The organism is Brevibacterium sp. NPDC049920 (assembly GCF_040656435.1).
GTDB classification, from domain to species: Bacteria; Actinomycetota; Actinomycetes; order Actinomycetales; family Brevibacteriaceae; genus Brevibacterium; species Brevibacterium pityocampae.
This window is the reverse complement of sequence record NZ_JBFAMF010000001.1, coordinates 342,527-360,870: the sequence shown is the minus strand read 5'-3', so window position 1 is coordinate 360,870 and position 18,344 is coordinate 342,527. Positions and strand designations below refer to the sequence as shown.

General features: G+C 71.8%; 11 protein-coding genes, 1 tRNA gene and 1 pseudogene. 7 read left to right on the top strand and 6 right to left on the bottom strand.

Features of this window, described 5'->3' with window-relative positions; translation table 11 throughout:
• Positions 1 to 34: 34 nt before the first annotated feature.
• A complete protein-coding gene (locus tag AB0I45_RS01635) occupies positions 35 to 2,116 on the bottom strand; it encodes an FAD/NAD(P)-binding protein (protein WP_360316317.1) in 2,082 nt (693 codons plus the stop codon).
• Positions 2,113 to 4,437 (bottom strand): LCP family protein, encoded by a 2,325-nt coding sequence (locus AB0I45_RS01630; protein WP_360316314.1) that lies wholly within the window; start codon positions 4,435 to 4,437, stop codon positions 2,113 to 2,115. Before AB0I45_RS01630 ends, AB0I45_RS01635 begins: the two co-directional genes overlap by 4 nt.
• Before the next feature lie 371 nt (positions 4,438 to 4,808).
• On the opposite strand from AB0I45_RS01630, the gene AB0I45_RS01625 reads away from it, so the two are divergent.
• The 5 genes from AB0I45_RS01625 (at position 4,809) to AB0I45_RS01605 (ending at position 10,788) form a co-directional block, all read left to right on the top strand.
• A tRNA-Ser gene (locus AB0I45_RS01625) sits at positions 4,809 to 4,897 on the top strand.
• Between the two features lie 512 nt (positions 4,898 to 5,409).
• The gene (locus AB0I45_RS01620; RefSeq protein ID WP_265808848.1) at positions 5,410 to 6,168 is read left to right on the top strand and encodes a 5-oxoprolinase subunit PxpA; all 759 of its coding nucleotides are present in this window, start codon (positions 5,410 to 5,412) and stop codon (positions 6,166 to 6,168) included.
• Positions 6,165 to 8,285 (top strand): carboxyltransferase domain-containing protein, encoded by a 2,121-nt coding sequence (locus AB0I45_RS01615; protein WP_360316311.1) that lies wholly within the window; start codon positions 6,165 to 6,167, stop codon positions 8,283 to 8,285. The genes AB0I45_RS01620 and AB0I45_RS01615 overlap by 4 nt, the downstream gene beginning before the upstream one ends.
• A complete protein-coding gene (locus AB0I45_RS01610; protein WP_360316308.1) occupies positions 8,282 to 10,096 on the top strand; it encodes a biotin carboxylase N-terminal domain-containing protein in 1,815 nt (604 codons plus the stop codon). The genes AB0I45_RS01615 and AB0I45_RS01610 overlap by 4 nt, the downstream gene beginning before the upstream one ends.
• Positions 10,097 to 10,143: 47 nt before the next feature.
• Complete coding sequence (locus AB0I45_RS01605) at positions 10,144 to 10,788, top strand: GntR family transcriptional regulator (protein ID WP_360316305.1); 645 nt, start codon at positions 10,144 to 10,146, stop codon at positions 10,786 to 10,788.
• Between the two features lie 252 nt (positions 10,789 to 11,040).
• Here the strand turns inward: AB0I45_RS01605 and AB0I45_RS01600 are convergent, their stop codons facing one another.
• A complete protein-coding gene (locus AB0I45_RS01600; protein ID WP_360316302.1) occupies positions 11,041 to 11,877 on the bottom strand; it encodes a putative hydro-lyase in 837 nt (278 codons plus the stop codon).
• 5 nt (positions 11,878 to 11,882) lie between these two features.
• A pseudogene (locus AB0I45_RS01595) lies at positions 11,883 to 13,072 on the bottom strand (NRAMP family divalent metal transporter).
• Between the two features lie 523 nt (positions 13,073 to 13,595).
• Here AB0I45_RS01595 and AB0I45_RS01590 point away from each other — a divergent pair.
• Entirely contained in the window at positions 13,596 to 13,913 is a 318-nt protein-coding gene (locus tag AB0I45_RS01590; RefSeq protein ID WP_137318164.1) for an XRE family transcriptional regulator, read from the top strand.
• 27 nt (positions 13,914 to 13,940) lie between these two features.
• On the opposite strand, the gene AB0I45_RS01585 is transcribed toward AB0I45_RS01590, so the two are convergent.
• A complete protein-coding gene (locus AB0I45_RS01585) occupies positions 13,941 to 15,305 on the bottom strand; it encodes a DUF418 domain-containing protein (RefSeq protein ID WP_345030296.1) in 1,365 nt (454 codons plus the stop codon).
• Positions 15,306 to 15,450: 145 nt separating this feature from the next.
• Here AB0I45_RS01585 and AB0I45_RS01580 point away from each other — a divergent pair, with 145 nt between their 5' ends.
• Positions 15,451 to 16,035 carry a TetR family transcriptional regulator C-terminal domain-containing protein gene (locus AB0I45_RS01580; RefSeq protein ID WP_295690567.1) on the top strand — a complete coding sequence of 195 codons (585 nt, stop codon included), beginning with the start codon at positions 15,451 to 15,453 and terminating at the stop codon, positions 16,033 to 16,035.
• 115 nt (positions 16,036 to 16,150) lie between these two features.
• On the opposite strand, the gene AB0I45_RS01575 is transcribed toward AB0I45_RS01580, so the two are convergent.
• Positions 16,151 to 17,983, bottom strand: coding sequence for a phosphoenolpyruvate carboxykinase (GTP) (locus AB0I45_RS01575; RefSeq protein WP_295688913.1), 1,833 nt, complete (start codon positions 17,981 to 17,983; stop codon positions 16,151 to 16,153).
• Positions 17,984 to 18,344 lie beyond the last annotated feature (361 nt).

Below are 18,344 nucleotides of genomic sequence, written 5' to 3'. Positions count from 1 at the left end.
CCGCAGGCCCCCGACCGGTCTGGCGCCGTGCGCCTCAGCTGCGGGCGGACGCGAGGACATCCTCGGCGATCCGGTGGGCGTCGACGAGCGACTGCGCCCGCCGTCCCGGGTTCGCCGCGATCGCCAGCCCCAGCTGCACGGCCGAGAGCTGGATCGACAGGCAGTACCGGTGCGGGTGCACCCGACCGTGCTCATCGACGGTGCGGTGGGAGGGCCCTGCGACGGCGATGCCGCTGAGCGGCTGCACCCGTCCGCTGGAATCCTCGTGCGTCGCCACCGCCAGCTGACCGCGCTCGAGCATCCCGGAGATCAGCGGGTCGGCGGCGTAGCGCACCTGGTTGGCCGGCGAGGCGGCATCGACCAGAGCGGAGGCCGTCACCGGGGCGTCGACGGCCGGCGAGACGGCGCGGAAGACCGCCTGCTCGTCCGCGCGCGAGGTGGTGATCCGCACCTCGGGCCCGACGAATTCGACGAGCCCGGCTTCGGTGAGCGCGATGAGCTCCGCGTAGCGCTGCGGCGGCGGGCCATCGCAGATGCCGGACACGAAGTCCTCGAACCAGCCGCGCACCTCCGCGACGAAGCTCTCCTGTGCGATCCGGCCGGCGGCGACGAGCTCCTTGAGATAGGCGCGCGCGGCCCACAGCACGGCGAACAGTGCCTTCTCCGGGGAGCGCTCGGGGCCGAGGTGCGCTGCGGCGAGGTCTGCCCGCAGGAAGTCGAGCATCCACTCGGTGAGGGAGCCGTGCCCGCCCGAGCGGGAGGCGAACCGCGCGCCCTCGAGGGGACGGAGCAGCTCGTGGAGGTCGAGGGCGCGGGACGGATCGGCGAGGACCTCGCGCTCGATCGCCGACCAGGCCGGTGACGCATTCGTCAGGCGGCCGGGGCGGTGATCGGATTCGCGGACCTCGGCGGCGGCGCGGCGGCTCAGATGCCGGTCGACGCCCTCGGCGAGCGCCTCGGTGACGCGGCCGGGGTCGGTGGCGAACGCCTGCGGCTCGGAGCGCGCGAGCGCGGAGTACCAGGCGTGGCGGAGGTCGGCGAGGATGAGCGGCCACAGCTGGTCGTTGAAGAGCAGCGCCTCCTCAGGGCCGGCCAGGCGTGCGACGTTCTCCGGGGTGAAGGCGCGCAGCCGGTGGTCGGCGAGCGGATGGGCCGGGGTGATCGGCTTGCTCCGGTAGGGCACCCCGCGGCGCGAGGACGGGACGAGGATCGGTTCGCGGCCGCTGGGGATGTAGACGAGTGCGCCGGGTGCCGCGCCGGAGCCCGAGGCGTCGTTCCCGTCATTCCCGTTATCCTCGGTATCCCCGGCATCGCCGGCGCCCGTGCTCCCGGCGCGGGCCGGCTCCCGCGGTTCGAACCGGCCGCCGCGGCCGACGGTGAGCATCGTCTGCAGGTCGAAGTAGTTGAGTCCGAAGCCGCGGAAGATCACACGCTCACCGGGAGCCAGGCGGTCGACGGGCGCCTCGGCGGGCAGACCCGGGGGAAGGTAGGTCAGGCGGCCCGAGCGCGCGAACCGGGCGAAGGCGGCACGCTCGTCGGTGAGCTCGGAGGGGATGTGGCCGACGGCCAGGACCACGGCGTCGGCGGCGATCGTGGTGGTGTCGGTCAGGCGCACGAGCTGGGTCCGATCGCGCACCTCGGCGCCGGCCGGATCGATCCCCGCGGGCTCGACGATCGCGGTGGCCCGCTGCGGGTGGTGGATCGTGGTGACATGGGCCGGGGCGGAGGTGCGGATGTGCTCGTAGGACCACTCGAGGTACTCGCCGTAGAGCGCCCGGGAGCCGAAGGTGCTCGCCGGGTCGGCCGTCCCGCCGCGCTCGCGGTACCACGTGCCCATGTCCGGACCGGTGGAGTCCGGCGACACCCGGCAGCTCGGGTCGGGGAACACGGTCTGCTCGCCTATCGTCGTGTTCATCAGCAGGTTCGGTTCCTGGTCGGTGCGCCACACGATGCCGGGTCCCGGAGGGAACGGGTCGACGAGGTGGATCTCGAGGGGGCGCTGCGCGAGCGCCTCGGGGCCCTTCGCCGAGGCGAGAGCGACGAGCCGCTCGTACACGCTCAGGCCGCGCGGCCCGGCGCCGATGATCGCGATCCGGTAGGGCGCCTCGTCCGTCACTGACCGGCTCCGGTGCCGGCGCCCGCACCCGTTCCCTGCTCGGTGCCCGCGGGGGCGTCGGGGTTCCCCGGATACCCCGGCCACGGGTCGCCGGGCTCGTAACCCTTCGGGAAGCACTTGCCGGCGGAGTCCTCGACACCGGGGGGCGGCTCCTCGGTGGGTTCAGGGGTCTCCTCCGGCGTCTCCGTCTCCTCCGGCTTCTCCGCCTCCTCCGGCTTCTCCGTCTCCTCCGGAGCCGGTTCAGCGGCATCCTCCTCGGCCTGGCTCGGCTCCTGAGGATCGACCTGATCCTGCACCCATTGGTGGAGGGTGTCGAAATCCGGCTGCGTGGTGTTGACGACGTCGTTGTTGATCTGGGCGGACTTGATCTCCGACTGCTGCATCGCGACCGCCAGCTCGATGAAGGCGTTGACCTGCTCCTGCGGGATGCTCGTGGCGATGTTCTTTCCCGCGCTGCCGGCGAGCCGCGGGTAGGCGACGGCGATCTCCTGCGGGTCGATCTGGGCGATCGTCGTCTTGAGCATGCGCTGCTGGCGGCACATCCGGTCGTAGTTGTCGCTGCCCTCGCGCGAGCGGACGTACCACAGCGCTTGGAACCCGTCGAGCGTCTGCGGGCCGGGAGCGATCCAGTCGAAGACCTCGTTCTTCACACCTGTAGCGAGGCTGGTGCCGCCGCCCATCGGGATCGGGCGTTCGACATCGATCTCGACTCCACCGATCGCATCGATGACGTCCTCGAATCCCTTCATGTCCACCGAGGCCCAGTAGTCGAGCCCGAGCCCGAGCGATCCCTCGACCGCCTGCATGGTCGCGTACATCCCGGGTTCGAGACCTCCGGTGTCGCCCACCTGCTCGGGGTACTCCTCGGCCCAGGTCCACACGGCGTTGATCATGCTCTCCGAGTACCCGAAGGCGTTGAATCCGTCGGGGAAGACCGAGGCGAGCTGCGAACCCTCGGGGAACACGGGCAGTGCCAGGTTGCGCGGGACGGAGATCAGCGTCGTCGCCCCGGTCCTCGTATCGATGGAGGCGACGAGCATGGTGTCGGGGCGGGTGCCCTCGCGGCCTTCACCGGTGTCCCTGCCGATGAGGAAGACATTGATGCGAGGCGTGTCCGCCCACAGCTCGTCCTTGTCGACGACGGCCGCGCCGGTGTTGCCGAACACCTTCGCCACGGTGTCGCTCTGTACGCGGGCGTAGCTCGCTCCGACCACAAGGGGGATCCCCACGCAGAGGACGAGGGAGGTGACGAGGATCGCGCCGAGCGTCTTCTGGCCGGCGCGCAGGGCTCTGCCGCGGCGCTGCTCCCGGTAGGTGCGGAGGATGACGACAAGCCACACGACTGCGGCGACGGCGAGCAGCACCGCGGTGATGTTGAGGAGGTTGGGGCTCGACACGATCCGGCTCGCCGCCCGCAGCGGGCCGCGGTAGATGACGTAGGCGATGAGGGCGAGGATGACGCCGAAGAAGCCGATGAAGAGCCCCCAGCCGAGACGCGAGCTGCGGGCCTGCACGATGCCGAGGCCGGGGATCAGAGTGCCGAGCGCGGTCCAGCCGACGATGTGGGGGAAGCCGTCGCCTCGCCGGTTCGAGCGCCGCGGGCTCGGATTCTCCTCGCGGGCGGCCGCGGCGAGGGACGCGGACAGCGGAGCCGTGCGCGAGGTGCCGCGGGCTCGGGCGGACGCGTCGCCGCGATCCGGTGCTGACCGCGAGGTGTCGCGTGAGTGGGGGGCTGGGGTGCCGGCTGCTCTCGAGGTGCCGGCCGCTCGCGAGGTACCGGCTGCGTCCGCCGCCCGGGCAGCGCGGCGGGGGGAGGCCGCAGCAGCGCCTGCGGCTGCTGCCGCAGGACCTGCCGCACTGCCGGCAACGGCAGCGCCGGAGGCCTGCGCAGTGGCACCTGCAGCGGTTCCAGCGGCAGCTCCGGCGCCGGCTGCAGTGCCGGCAGCTGCGGCCGCGCCGGGACCGGCGGCTCGCTTCGCCTCCGGGCTGCGGGGCCACCTCTTCTTCACCTGGGTGGAGTGGCGCGGGGAGTCGGAACGCCGCTGGGCGTTGGCATGCCGGGTCGCCGGCAGGGGCGGCAGAGTGCTCGGTGCGGTGTCCCGTGACGCCGCAGACGGAGCATCGGACCCGCCGGCAGGGGCGGGGGAGCCCTGCGTCGAGCGGCGGCGCGCCTCGGGCGTGGACGAGCCGGAGAGGGTCGGGCGCCCGGAGGCCTGGGAGTCGCCGCGCAGGCGGGGGCGCTTGGATGCGCGGAACGAGGCGGGAGTCGACGGGTCGCTGTCGGGGCGCTGGTCGGGGCTCCCGGTGTCGTTCTGCGCCAAGTGCGGACTCCTCGTGGGGCTGGATCGCCGCCGGAGAGGCACCCGCGGCGGGCGGGGCTCAGCGGAGCCCGACCCGGCTGGGAACGTGCGACGGTCGACAACAGTGCAATGGTCGAAGCCCGAGTGTACGGCCCGACTCTGTGGGAACAGTGTAATCCCGGTGGGTGCGGGGTGGACGTGCGGGCGCGGTAAGGCGCGGCACCGTCGTGCCCTGCCGCGGTGCGGGAGGTGCGGTCCTGCGTGAGGCAGTGGCTGAGGTGCGGATCGAGGAGCGGTCGGGGCCCGGGAGAAGGCGGGCCGGTCCGTGATCGCTTTGGCGCCTCGGGACCGGGTCGAGTAGTCTTGTGTCGGTCGCGCGCGGCGCGGCAGATGGAGTCGTGGCTGAGCGGCCGAAAGCACCACCCTGCTAAGGTGGAGTCCCTTGAATTGGGGACCGTGGGTTCAAATCCCACCGGCTCCGCGTTTTTCGCAAGACCCCCGAGACTCTCTGGAATCAGAGGATCGCCGGGGGTTTTGAGTATTCATGAGGTGCAACGGCCGCACGGTCTGAGCTCCCCGGCCTCGGCCCAGCGGCTGCGGGGGATGAGCAGCGCGACGACCACGCTGACGATGACGTGCAGGGCCGGCGGTGAGCCACATGCCGGGCCCGTCGGCGGTGGGGCGGCCGAGCGCGAGGTTGATGGCCGAGGCCACATGGAAGCCGCTGTGGATGCCGACCGCGGCCCACGCCGAGCGGCAGGCGATCGCGAGGAGCCCGGCGCTGATCAAGAACCCGAACGGGACCGCGAGGTAGAGCATGCGCTCGAGGACTGTCCGGGTATTCATGTGGGGATGCGGTCAAGCTTCCAGGCTATGGAGCACCTCGGCACCTCGGCGCCGGTGACCCGATCCCGTGACGCACGCCTCATTCCGCGCTAGGATTGTTCAACAATCACGGGCAGCCTTCACCGCCCGACGAGAGGGATGATGATCATGACCGCCATCGATGTGAACTCCGACCTGGGCGAATCCGTCGGCGGCAATCCCGTGAGCGACGACGCCGCGATCATCGAGGTGGTGTCGAGCGCCAACGTCGCCTGCGGCTTCCACTCCGGCGATCCGCACGACATCGCCCGCACCGTCGAGGCGGCCGCCGCACGCGGGGTCGCCGTGGGCGCGCACGTGGGCTACCGCGACATCCCGGGCTTCGGCCGCCGCTTCATCGACATGGATCCCGCCGAGCTCGCCGACGAGGTGCTCTACCAGATCGGCGCCCTCGACGCGCTGGCCCGCTCCAAGGGCACCGCGGTCACCTACGTCAAGCCCCACGGCGCGCTCTACAACACGATCGTCCACCACGAGGAGCAGGCGCAGGCCGTCATCGACGGGATCAAGGCCTTCAACCGTGAGCTCCCCGTGCTGCTGCTGCCCGGTGCCGTCGCGATCGAGAAGGCGGAGCAGGCCGGGCTGCGCGCCGTGCGCGAGGCGTTCGCGGACAGGAACTACGACCCCGACGGCACGCTCGTCTCCCGCCGCGAATCCGACGCCGTGGTCAGCGACCCGGACGCGGTGGCCGCCCGCGTCGTGCAGCTCGCCCGGGAGCGCACGCTCCTCGCCCGCGACGGCAGCACGATCGACATCGACGCGGAGTCCCTGTGCGTGCACGGCGACTCCCCGGGCTCCGTCGAGCTCGCCCGCCGCATCGTCGGCGCCCTGCAGGACGCCGGCATCGAGATCCGCAGCTTCCTATGAGCCCCGCCGGACCGACCCCGCCAGGAGACTCCGACCGGGGCCTGAGCCCCTCCGACCGGGGCCTGAGCCCCTCCGGTCCGGGGCCGAGTCCCGGCACCCACCCGAGCTCGACCGGACCCGGTGGCGCGCTCGCCCTCCACCGGGTCGGAACCCGTGCGGTGCTCGTCGACCTCCCGGACCTCGACACGGTCATGGCCTGGCACGCCGCCCTCACCGCAGACCCGCTGCCTGCACAGCGCGGCATCGTCGCCGCCGCCTCCACCCTGCTCTTCACCGCACACACCCCGGACGCCGCCACCCGGGCCTTCGAGCTCCTGCGCGACTTCGCGTCGGAGACCTCCGCGCAGACAGGCGGCCGGGAGATCACCCTCGACGTCGTCTACGACGGCGAGGACCTCGCCCCGCTCGCCGAGCACCTCGGTCTCAGCCCGGAGGCACTCGTCGAGAAGCATACCGCGGAGACCTGGACGGGTGCCTTCGGCGGCTTCGCGCCGGGCTTCACCTACTGCGTCCCTGCCGCGGGCGGCTGGGACGTGCCCCGCCGAGAGTCCCCGCGCACCGCCGTCCCGCCGGGATCCGTGGCGCTCGCCGGGGAGTTCTCCGCCGTGTACCCGCGGCGCACCCCGGGCGGATGGCAGCTCATCGGCCGCACCGACACCCCGATGTGGGACGAGTCCGCCGACCCTCCCGCTCTCATCGCCCCCGGCGACACCGTGCGCTACCGGGCCGTGCGCCCCACCGCCGAGGCGGGGGTCGGGTCCGCCGGTGGGGCGGGATCCGAGTCCGCCGGGTTCGCGGGGAAGGCCGGCCTCGACGGTGAAGCCGAGGGGCGTCCCCTCGGTGACGCCTCCTCCGCTGACGCCACCTCCGGGGACGCACCCGACCCGGGGCCCGCCGTTCCGCCGGCACCCGCGGCACCCGGCCGACCCGTGCTCCGGGTCGAGGACGCCGGACTGCTCACCCTCATCGAGGACCTCGGGCGGGCCGGTTACGGTGACCTCGGTGTGGCCTCCTCCGGTGTGCTCGACCGCGCCTCGGCGTGGACGGCGAACCGGCTCGTCGGCAACGGCGGAGCCTCCGCCGTCCTCGAATCGATCGGCGGGCTGCGGGTCACCGCACTCGTCGACACCGTCGTCGCCGTCACCGGGGCCGAGGCGCCGCTGACCGTCGCGCCCGGCCGCGCCTCGGGAGCCGGGGACCCGCGCCGGCACCCGCTCGCCCACCCGCTCCTGCTGCGGACCGGCGACGAGCTCACGGTCGGCGGCCCGCGCCTCGGCATGCGGTCCTATCTCGCGGTGCGCGGCGGATTCGCCGCCCACCGCGTGCTCGGCTCGGCCGCCACCGACCTGCTCTCCGGCCTCGGCCCCGAGCCGGTCCGGACCGGCGACACCCTGCGCGTGCGCAACCGGCCACGACCGGCCGGCGCCGGAAATGGCGGCGAGCCCGCACCGGCGACCGGCTCGGTGTCCGGTGCCCCGGTGAACGCCACCTCGGCAGGCACCTTGCCTGCGGACGCACCCGAACCGGAGACCGGAGCGATCGCCGCGGTCGCCGCACCCGCACCCAACCCGCTGCGCGTCACCGGTGAGCGGGCAGTGCTGCGCTGCATCATGGGACCGCGCGCCGACTGGTTCGACGCCGCCGAGCAGGCCCGCTTCACGCAGGTCCCGTGGCAGGTCAGCGGCCGGTCCAACCGGATCGGCCTGCGCCTCGAGCCGGGGGACGGCGCCGCGCCGCTCACCCGCTCCCGCGACGGTGAGCTCGCGAGCGAGGGGATGATCACCGGTGCGGTGCAGGTGCCGCCCGACGGGAACCCCGTGCTGTTCCTCGCCGACCACCCGGTGACCGGCGGCTACCCCGTCATCGCCACCGTCGTCGCCGAGGACCTCGACATCGCCGGCCAGCTCCCGCCCGGCAGCGCCGTGACGTTCACCCCCGTGGACCCCATCACGCTCACCCCGCTCGCCGCCACCGGGCCAGAGGCCGCCGCCGGTTCCGAAGACCCTGCCGGTGCCGAGGCCGCGACCGGTTCCGCTGCGGCCGCCGGGCCGGCAGCCGCTCACCCGGTCCGACCCGACACCGCCACCCCGAACGACGACCCCGAGGACCCCTCATGACCCGCGCCCCCGCCCCGCTGACCGCCGTGCTCATCGCCAACCGCGGTGAGATCGCCGTGCGGATCGCTCGCGCCGCCCGCGACCTCGGCATCCGCTCGATCGCCGTCTACAGCGAGCTCGACGCGGATGCCCTCCACGCGGAGATCGCCGACGAGGCCTACGCGCTGCCGGGCACGAGCGCGGCCGACACCTACATGAACGTCCCCGCCCTCCTCGACATCGCCGCCCGCGCCGGGGCCGACTGCATCCACCCCGGCTACGGCTTCCTGTCCGAGAACGCCGACTTCGCCCGCGCCGTCATCGACGCCGGGCTGACCTGGGTGGGCCCGTCCCCGGACACCATCGACCTGCTCGGCAACAAGGTCACCGCGCGTCGGCTCGCCGCCGAGGCGGGCGCACCCCTGGCGCCGGGCACCGACGACCCGATCGAGGACTGGCAGACCGCCCGCGACTTCGCCGCCGAGCACGGCCTGCCGATCGCCATCAAGGCCGCTTTCGGCGGTGGCGGCCGCGGCCTCAAGGTCGTGAACGAGGTCGAGGACATCGAGGAGGCGTTCGCCTCGGCCGGGCGCGAGGCACAGGCGGCGTTCGGCCGCGCGGAGTGCTTCGTCGAGAAGTTCCTCGAGCGCCCCCGTCACGTCGAGGCGCAGGTCCTCGCCGACACCCACGGCACCACGGTGGTGCTCGGCACCCGCGACTGCTCCCTGCAGCGACGCAACCAGAAGCTCGTCGAGGAGGCGCCCGCCCCGTTCCTCACCGCCGAGCAGCACTCCCGGATCGTCGACGGCGCCCGTGACGTGTGTGCGCGCGCCGGGTACGTCGGCGCCGGCACCGTCGAGTTCCTCCTCGCCGAGGACGGCACGATCGCATTCCTCGAGGTCAACACCCGCGTCCAGGTCGAGCATCCCGTGACCGAGGCGGTGACCGGGGTCGACATCGTCGCCGAGCAGTTCCGGATCGCCGCCGGCAAGCCGCTGTCGCTGAGCGCGGACCCCGAACCGTCCGGCCACGCCCTCGAGTTCCGCATCAACGCCGAGGACGTCGCGCACGGCTTCGTCCCCGCGCCCGGCACCGTCATCGCCTTCGCCGCACCCACCGGTCCCGGCATCCGCGTGGACTCCGGCGTGCGCTCGGGCTCCGCGGTGCCCGGCTCCTACGACTCGCTCATCGCCAAGCTCGTGGTCCACGGCCCCACCCGCGACATCGCGCTCGCCCGCGCCCGCGATGCGCTCGCCGAGCTCGAGATCACCGGGGTGCGCACCGTCGTCCCGTTCCACCGCGACGTCGTCGACCACCCCGACTTCACCGGCGACTCCCTCGACGTCCACACCGGCTGGATCGAGACGGTGTACCAGCCGGGACTCGCGGCAGCTGGCGACGACGTCGCGGAATCCTACGCCGAGCGCACCCGCCTCACCATCGAGCTCGACGGGAAGCGCCACGAACTCGTCCTCCCCGCCGAGGTGCTCCGCGCCGCCGCGGGAGCCGGCGGGCCGGGGGACGGAACGGGCGGTGCCGGGCAGGCGGGCGCCTCGGGCACGGGATCCGATGCGGACGGCTTCGCGGGAGCGGACGCTTCAGGGGCGGGATCCGGGGGTGCCGAGGTGACGTGCGGGTACACCGGGTCGCTCGTGCGGTTCAGCGTCGAGGACGGCGCCGAGGTGGCCGCCGGCGACGAGATCGCCGTCATCGAGGCGATGAAGATGGAGTCCCCGGTCGTCGCCCCGGCCGCCGGCACCGTGGCGCTCGCCGAGCTCTCCGCCGGCGACGAGGTGAGCGAGGGCCAGGTCCTCGCGACGATCAGCAGCTGAATGATGTGCCCGGACGGGCCCGCGCTGCGGGTCGTACACTGAGCGGCATGTCCGCACAGCCGGGGCCCTCCCTGAACGCCCGCCAGTACGCGCTCACCGCGCTGCGTGAGCGGATCTCCGCCGGGTTGTGGGAGCCGGGGGAGAAGGTCAACGAGCAGGAGCTCGCCGCGACCCTCGGGGTGTCCCGCAACACCCTCCGCGAGGCCTTCGCCGCGCTGTCCGGCGACGGGATCATCACCCGGGTTCCCAACCGCGGAGTGTTCATCAGCAGCCCCGGGATCGCGGACGTGCGCGACATCTACGGCGCCCGCGCCGCGCTCGAACCGGCGGCGCTCCAGTGGGGCCGCGACCTCGACGTGGGGCTGCTCTCCCAGATCGTCACCGCGACCGAGGAGGCGCGCGGCCGGGGCGATCGGCATGCGGTGGCGGACGCGAACCAGCGGTTCCACCGCGAGATCGTCGCCGGGCTCGGCTCGCCGGCGCTCGATGAGACCATGGCCCGGCTGCTCGCCCGGATGCGGCTCGTGTTCGTCCGGGTGCTCGCCGCGGAACCGGACTTCCACGCGCCCTACGTCGACGAGAACCGGCAGGTCGTCGGACTGCTGCAGGCGCGCGAGCGGGCCGAGGCCGCCGGGCTGCTGCGGACGATGATCATGCGCACCGGCGACCGCCTCGCCGACCTGCTGCGGTGAGCGGACCTGCTGCGGGAGCTGGTGCTGCTCGCGGGGAACGGACGGGGCGCCGGTCCTGATGATGGGGAATGCGGCGGCTGAGGGCCGTGCGGTCGGTGAGCCGAGCCGACGGTGATGCTGGGCCGACGGTGGTGCTGGGGCGACGGTGATGGTGGGGCGACGGTGGTTGTGGGGCCGAGCGGGCGCCTCGGCGGGTGGTGACATTGCGAAGAATCGCGGAAACGCGCTCAGGAACCTTCTGAAATTGAGTGGTCAGGGGACCTGGTAGGCGATGTCGCGGGCATCGGTGACGAGCATGTGACCTGGCGCGTGGGCGATCGCCAGGGGCGGCCGCGACTCCATGACCGCGGCCTGCGGAGTCACCCCGCACGCCCAGAACACCGGCACCGCACCGTCCGCGATCTCCACCGGATCCCCGAAGTCGGGCCGGGCGAGGTCCGTGATCCCCAACTCCGCCGGATCACCCACGTGCACCGGCGCCCCGTGCACCGCCGGATGCCGGGAGGTGATCCGCACCGCGTCGGCGACCTGCGCGGCCGGAACCGGGCGCATCGACACGACGAGCGGACCGGAGAACCGGCCCGCCGGTGCCGCCGGCACCCGGGTGCGGTACATCGGCACGTTGACGCCCTGTTCGATGTGCGCCACCGGCACCCCGTTGTCGAGCAGCGCGGACTCGAAGGTGAATGAGCAGCCGATGAGGAACGCGACGAGGTCGTCGCGCCAGTGCTCGCGGATATCCGGGACCTCCGCTGCGAGTTCCCCGTCCCGGTACACCCGGTAGAGCGGCACATCGGTGCGGATGTCGCCCCCGGCGAGCAGCTCCGAGGAGAGCTGACCGGCCTCGAGCACACCGAGCACGGGGCACGGCTTCGGGTTGCGCTGGGCGAACAGGAGGAACACGAAGGCGTATTCCTGCGGCACCGCGAGGAGGTTCGCCTGCGCGAATCCCGCGCTGTACCCGGACGTCGGTGTGACGAGCCCGGCGCGGAACCGGGCGCGCGCCTCGGCCGGGGAGAGGGCGGAGGTGTCCGCGTTCGCCTCGGCGGCAGGGCGGTCGGGGTGCGAGTGCTGGTCCGGCTGCGGCATCGGACTCACGCCCACAGGGCGGCGATGCCCTCGAGCGAGCGCCAGCCCAGGTAGATCGTCAGCAGCCAGGTCAGCGTGCCGATCACCGCGAGCCACACCGGGTACCGGTAGCCCTGCAGCAGGTCGCGGCGGCGCCACGCCACCCACAGTACGAGCGCGAAGCCGATCGGCAGGATGGGGCCGTTGACCGCGCCGGCGAAGATCAGCAGTGTCTGCGGCGTCTGATCGAGCACGAGGTAGGGGATCGCGCAGACGGCGATGAAGGCGACGGTGATCCAGTTGCGGATCCGCGGGCTCACCGTCTGCTCGGTGATGAAGGTGACCGAGGTGTACGAGGCGCCGATCACCGAGGTCAGGCCGGCCGCTCAGAGCACCACGCCGAACACGCGCAGGCCGATCTCGCCGGCCGCGGCCCGGAAGGCGTCGGCGGCGATGTTGTCCCCCGCGAGGGCCGTGCCGCCGGCGACCACGCCGAGGATCGCGAGGAACAGCAGCGTGCGCATGACACCGGTGGTGATGATGCCGAGCACCGAGGCCTGGGTGATGGTGCCGGAGTGCTCGGGGCCCTTGATGCCGGAGTCGATGAGCCGGTGCGCACCGGCGAAGGTGATGTAGCCGTCCACCGTGCCGCCGATGAGGGTGGTGATGACGAGGAAGTCGACCTGCTCGGGCATCACCGTGTTCTTCAGCGCCTCACCCACCGGCGGGGCGGACACGATCGCGACGTAGATCATGAGGAGGATCATGATCGCGCCGAGGAGGACGACGATCCGGTCGAGCGCGAGCCCGGCGCGCTTGGACAGGAAGATGAGGATCGCGAGGACCGCGGAGATCGCCCCGCCGATCTTGGGGTCGAGGCCGAGCATCGCGTTGAGGCCCAGCCCGGTGCCGCCGATGTTGCCGATGTTGAAGATCATCCCACCGATGAAGATGAACGCGGCGAGCACCCAGCCCAGGCCGGCAGCACGGTGTTGCCGAGCTCGTTCGCGCGCAGGCCGGTGATCCCGAGGACGCGCCAGACGTTGAGCTGGATCGCGATGTCGACGAGGATCGAGATGAGGATCGCGAATGCGAACGCGGCTCCGAGCTGGACGGTGAAGACGCTCGTCTGGGTGATGAAGCCGGGGCCGATCGAGCTCGTCGCCATGATGAACATCGCGCCGAGCACCGCCGTGCGCCGGCTGCCGTCGCGCACCCGGGAGGCGGCGCTGCGTGAACCGGAACCGGGTGAACCGGCGTCGCGGGCGCCCTGACCGTGCGTGTCCCGCTCCTCGCCGGTCGGCGTTCCGGCGGCCTGCTGGCCCCGGGGTTCCTCGGACGGGTGGCTGTCGGTCATGGCGCGCTTCCTCGTCCCTGTGCTCGTGTCTCGTGTGTCATGTACGGCCTGCGGATCTGTTCGTAACCGATCTGCGGATCCGGTGATCCGGCACGGAGCGCGGTCATGCCTCGGATGTGATCCACCGCACTGCGTCGCCTGCCACTGTATGGATCGTTGAACAATATGTACAGGGTTGGGTCGAGATGCGGCCGTTTCGTTATCGGCGCAGGGACGCGCGAAAGCAGAGGTGTCCAGGCGTCGCCCGGGGGCGGCGCGGTCACCGGCATGACTGCGGATCCCCGCGCGGGCCGGGGCGGGTCCAGGCGCGGGAGTGCGCGGTGTCGCGCATTGTCACAGGATTGCCGGGTGCAGATCGGGGTGCCTCTGTCATGCTGGAGTCATGGATACGCACAATTCGCAGATCACGCCGGACCAGGCTCGAGCTGCGCGAGCGCTGGTCGAGGTGTCCCTGGAGAACATCGCGCAGACAGCCGGGCTCGAACCGGGGCAGATCCACGGCTTCGAGTACGGCCACCACAGCATCGATGCTGCGTCCACCGAGCGCCTGCAGCGCGCGCTCGAGCACTACGGCGCCGTCTTCATCCCCGAGGACGAGAAGCGAGGAGTGGGCGTGCGCCTCAAACACAACGCATCGAAGGCCCGGTCGCTCAAGCGCTGGGAGAACGAGGGTGGCCCCGTCGCCGCCGACGACATCTGAACCCTTCGCACTCGCCTCGGCCGTGAGTCAGCGCAGCCGCTCGAGCGCCGCGTGGCTGAGCCACTCGAGCGGCCCGCGCCGGGCCGGACCGGTGACCCACCGTTGCCAGGTGAGGATGAATGCCACCATGATGGCGAGGACGACGGCGAACCCGCCCACGCTGAGGAGCAGCCGGTGGTCCGGGAAGCGGCCGGCGATGTCGAGCCCCCAGCCGTAGAACAGTGCGCCGGCGACGAGGTTCTGGCCCACATAGCACGTCAAGGACATGCGTCCGACCGCCGCGAACAGGCCGGCTCCCGGGATCCCGGTGCGCGGGCGCTCGACTGCGGCGCCGTCGCGCGGTGCGGTGAGGTGCGCGATGAGAGCGAGCAGCCCGACCGCCACGAGGGTGGCGGTGAGATAGCGCTGGGCGAGGACCGCGGCCGGGCTGCCGATGACTCCGAGCGCGACGTCCGCGGGGACGGCCGCGGCTCCGAGCAGCATCCCGCGGCGCCGTCGGCGGGCACCGGCCGAGTCGAAGATCCCGGCGTCGTACAGCCGTGCTCCGACGATGAAGAGGCACACGCCCATCGCGAAGGTAAGGAGCGGCTCCGCCCGGAACATCACCGCGTAGTCGAGGCGGAAGAGCGCGAGCTCGAAGAAGCCCGCTTCGCGGTAGGGGTTGATCCCGTTCCACAGCGGCCAGGCGGCGGCGCTGTCCGCCGGCCTGCCGTCGGCGATGCCGGCGGCCTCGGGGAACAGCAGGAGGGAGGCGCTGAGGAGCAGGATGAGAGCAGTGTGGACGGCGCCTGCGATCCAGGCCCAGATCCGGGCCGTGCGCGGGCTCGTCGCGATGATCGCGGCGACGACGAAGCCGGTGAAGGCGTACCCCATGAGGATGTCGAACTCGGCGACGAGGAGGAAGTTGACGAGGCCGTCGACGAACAGCAGCGCAGCGCGCGGGGCGTAGGTGCGCAGCCATCCGCGGCGGCGCACTCCCTCTCCCGGCCGGTCCTCGGCCCGCGCGGCCCGGCGCTGCCAGGCGGCGTACTGGAGGGTGACGCCGATGCCGAACATCATCATGAGCAGCGCGAGGAACTTGCCGTTGGTGAGCGTGCTGAGGAGCTGGTAGGCGAGCGTCTCCGCGCCGGGCCTGAGTCCGGCGAAGGGATCGAGGAGCGACCCGAGCATGCCCGCCGGATGGGAGAAGAGCCAGATGTTCGTGCCGAGGGTGCCGAGCACGGCGATGCCGCGGGCGATGTCGAGACCGCCGATCCGCGCCGCCGTCGTCCGGCGACCGGTCGCGCCGCCGGCGGCTCCCGTCCCGGCAGGGGAGGGGGATTCGGGACGGTGCCCGCCGGCGGGCGAAGAGGGGAGTGATGAGGGGATGTCGGGGTGAGGGGAGTGCGTCATGGGACTGACAATACAAGTGTATTGCCCATTGTGCAATACACTTGTATTGTCGGTGTCGTCCAGGTGTCCGCACCGGTGTGCCGACGGACGCCGCCCCGCAGTTCGGCCGGGGCCGACGGCACGGCGACGGGAGGAGGCGAGGACGATGACGACCGAGAGCAGAGCGCGGATCGTCGAGGCGATCATCGCGGTGATCGCCGACTCCGGGATCGAGCGCGCGAGCGTGCGCGCGGTCGCACAGCGCGCAGGCGTGTCGGTCGGCGCGGTGCAGCATCACTTCCGGACGAAGGACGAGATGCTCGAGGCGGCGATGGAGCTGATTTCCGCGAACGTGACCGCCGGCGTCGGCGAGCTCGTCGCCGAGGGCGCCTCGGCGTGCGACGTGCTCCGGGAGCTCGCCGGAATGCTCGCGATCGAACGGGACGAGGATCGGGCGATGGCCGGTGTCTGGCTCGACTTCGTCGGGCTCGCCCGGGTGTCACCTGCTCTTGCGGAGATCCATTGCGCGGGATGGGCGCAGCTGCGCGCAGCGTTCGCGCGTCTCGTCGGTCTCGCGCACCCCGGACATCCGGCGCCGGCGGAGGCCGCCGAGACCGTGCTCGCGGTCTGCGACGGGATCGCGGTCGCCCGGGTCGTCGAATCCGACTTCATGACCGGTGAGCGCGCCGGCGCGATCGTCGAGCGCGTGCTCGCAGTGATCGCGGCCGAGGCGGAGCCGGGGGCCGGGTAGCACCGACTCGCTCCCGGAGACGCAGAAGAAGCGGGTGCTGTCCTGGCTCAAGGACAGCACCCGCTTCGGTCTGCAGGACTCACGCCGGGGCGGCGCCGTGCCGCACCCATGCGGATCAGGCGAGGCCGAGGCGCTCGCGGAGTTCGTCGACCTCGGACCGGAGGGCCGCGGGGACGGCATCGCCGAGCTCCGCGTACCAGGCTTCGATCGACTCGAGCTCGGTGTCCCACTCCTCGGGCTTGATCGCGAGGGCCTTCTGCACCTGCTCGGGCGTGATGTCGAGCCCGTCGATGTCGAGGGCACCCTCGGCCGGCGCGTAGCCGAGCGGGGTCTCGACGGCCTCGGCGGTGCCGGAGACGCGCTCGAAGATCCACTTGAGGACGCGTGAGTTCTCGGAGAAACCGGGCCACAGGAACGAGTTGTCCTCGTCCCGGCGGAACCAGTTGACGTAGAAGATCTCCGGCAGCTGCGCGCCCTCGGTGGCGCCGATGTTGAGCCAGTGCTGGAAGTAGTCGCCGACGTTGTAGCCGATGAACGGGCGCATCGCCATCGGGTCGCGGCGGACGACGCCGACCTTGCCGGTGGCGGCAGCGGTGGTCTCCGAGGAGAGCACAGTGCCCATGAACACGCCGTGGTTCCAGTCGGTGGTCTGGGTGATGAGCGGCATCGTCGTCTTGCGGCGGCCGCCGAACAGGATCGCGGAGATCGGCACGCCGTCCGGATTCTCCCACTCGGGCGCGAGCGTCGGAACGTTCTCGATCGGGGTGCAGAAGCGCGAGTTCGGGTGGGCGGCCGGGGTGTCGGACTCGGGGGTCCAGTCGTTGCCGCGCCAGTCGGTGAGGTGGGCGGGTGCCTCGTCGGTCATGCCCTCCCACCACACGTCGCCGTCATCGGTCAGGGCGACGTTGGTGAACACGTTGCCGCCGGCCTCGATGGCGCGCATCGCGGTCGGGTTCGTCGAGTAGCCGGTGCCCGGTGCGACGCCGAACAGGCCGAACTCCGGGTTGACGGCGTAGAGTCGGCCGTCCTCGCCGAAGCGCATCCAGGCGATGTCGTCACCGAGGGTCTCGGCCTTCCAGCCGGGGATCGTCGGCTCGATCATCGCGAGGTTGGTCTTGCCGCAGGCGCTCGGGAACGCGGCGGCGATGAACTTCGACTCGCCCTCCGGGTTGGTGAGCTTGATGATGAGCATGTGCTCGGCGAGCCAGCCCTCGTCGTGGGCGATCGCGGAGGCGATGCGCAGCGCGTAGCACTTCTTGCCGAGCAGGGCGTTGCCGCCGTAGCCGGAGCCGAACGACCAGATGGCGCGGTCCTCCGGGAAGTGGGTGATGTACTTCGTGGTGTTGCACGGCCACGGCACATCGTCCTCGCCCTCGGCGAGCGGGGCGCCGACGGAGTGGACGCACTCGACGAAGTCGGCATCGAGCTTCTCGATCGCCTTGAGTGCGGTGGTCCCGCAGCGGGCCATGACGAGCATGGAGAGCACAACGTAGGGGGAGTCGGTGACCTCGATGCCGAACATCGGCTGCTTGGCGTCGACGTGGCCCATGACGAAGGGGATGACGTACATCGTCCGACCCTTCATCGAGCCGGTGAAGAGATCGTTCAGGATCCCCTTCATCTCCTGCGGGTCCATCCAGTTGTTGAGGGGACCGGCGCCGGATTCCCCGTGGGTGCAGATGTACGTCCGGTCCTCGACGCGGGCGACATCGTCCGGGTCGGAGGCGGCGTAGTAGGAGTCCTTCTGCTTGTCGAGCTTGATCAGCGTGCCCGCGGCGACGAGCGCGTTGGCGATCTCCTGGCGCTGTGCGCGGTCGCCGGTCACCCACTCGATGCGGTCGGGCGTCGCGAGTTCGGCGACGGAGCGGACGAAGGACAGGACCTTCTCATTGGACGTCGGTGCAGCCTTGAGCTGGTCTTCGACTGAGCCACGGTCGAGGACGGTCATGGATGTCTCCTGATCTGTCGGGGTCTCCTGCCGCCAGGGGTGTGCGGCGACCGGATCCGGGTGCTGTGCATCCGCAAGTGGATGATCTCCACATTAGGAACGGGCGCAGAATATGACTGACGGGTAGAGGGTTTCCAGCCTGTGGATTGGGTCACAAAGAGATCACGAATGGTGTTTCTCGGTCATGCCGGTGACGGATTGTGCCAATACAGTGGCGGTTTATGTCAGGACGATGCTCGCTGGCCCCGCGCGGGGTGCTCTCCGGTGCCTCGCGGGTGCACTGGCCCGGGGCGTGCTGGGGGCCTGAGGAACCGGGGGCTTGAGGTGACCGGGGAGCGGGGTTGCCGGAACCTTTACGCGG

Excerpts from the sequence above, each read along its gene's own strand:
- AB0I45_RS01620 (WP_265808848.1), top strand. The coding sequence starts at position 5,410 with ATGACCGCCATCGATGTGAACTCCGACCTGGGCGAATCCGTCGGCGGC.
- AB0I45_RS01610 (WP_360316308.1), top strand. The coding sequence starts at position 8,282 with ATGACCCGCGCCCCCGCCCCGCTGACCGCCGTGCTCATCGCCAACCGC.
- AB0I45_RS01615 (WP_360316311.1), top strand. The coding sequence starts at position 6,165 with ATGAGCCCCGCCGGACCGACCCCGCCAGGAGACTCCGACCGGGGCCTG.
- AB0I45_RS01580 (WP_295690567.1), top strand. The coding sequence starts at position 15,451 with ATGACGACCGAGAGCAGAGCGCGGATCGTCGAGGCGATCATCGCGGTG.
- AB0I45_RS01590 (WP_137318164.1), top strand. The coding sequence starts at position 13,596 with ATGGATACGCACAATTCGCAGATCACGCCGGACCAGGCTCGAGCTGCG.
- AB0I45_RS01585 (WP_345030296.1), bottom strand. The coding sequence starts at position 15,305 with ATGACGCACTCCCCTCACCCCGACATCCCCTCATCACTCCCCTCTTCG.
- AB0I45_RS01575 (WP_295688913.1), bottom strand. The coding sequence starts at position 17,983 with ATGACCGTCCTCGACCGTGGCTCAGTCGAAGACCAGCTCAAGGCTGCA.
- AB0I45_RS01600 (WP_360316302.1), bottom strand. The coding sequence starts at position 11,877 with ATGCCGCAGCCGGACCAGCACTCGCACCCCGACCGCCCTGCCGCCGAG.
- AB0I45_RS01605 (WP_360316305.1), top strand. The coding sequence starts at position 10,144 with ATGTCCGCACAGCCGGGGCCCTCCCTGAACGCCCGCCAGTACGCGCTC.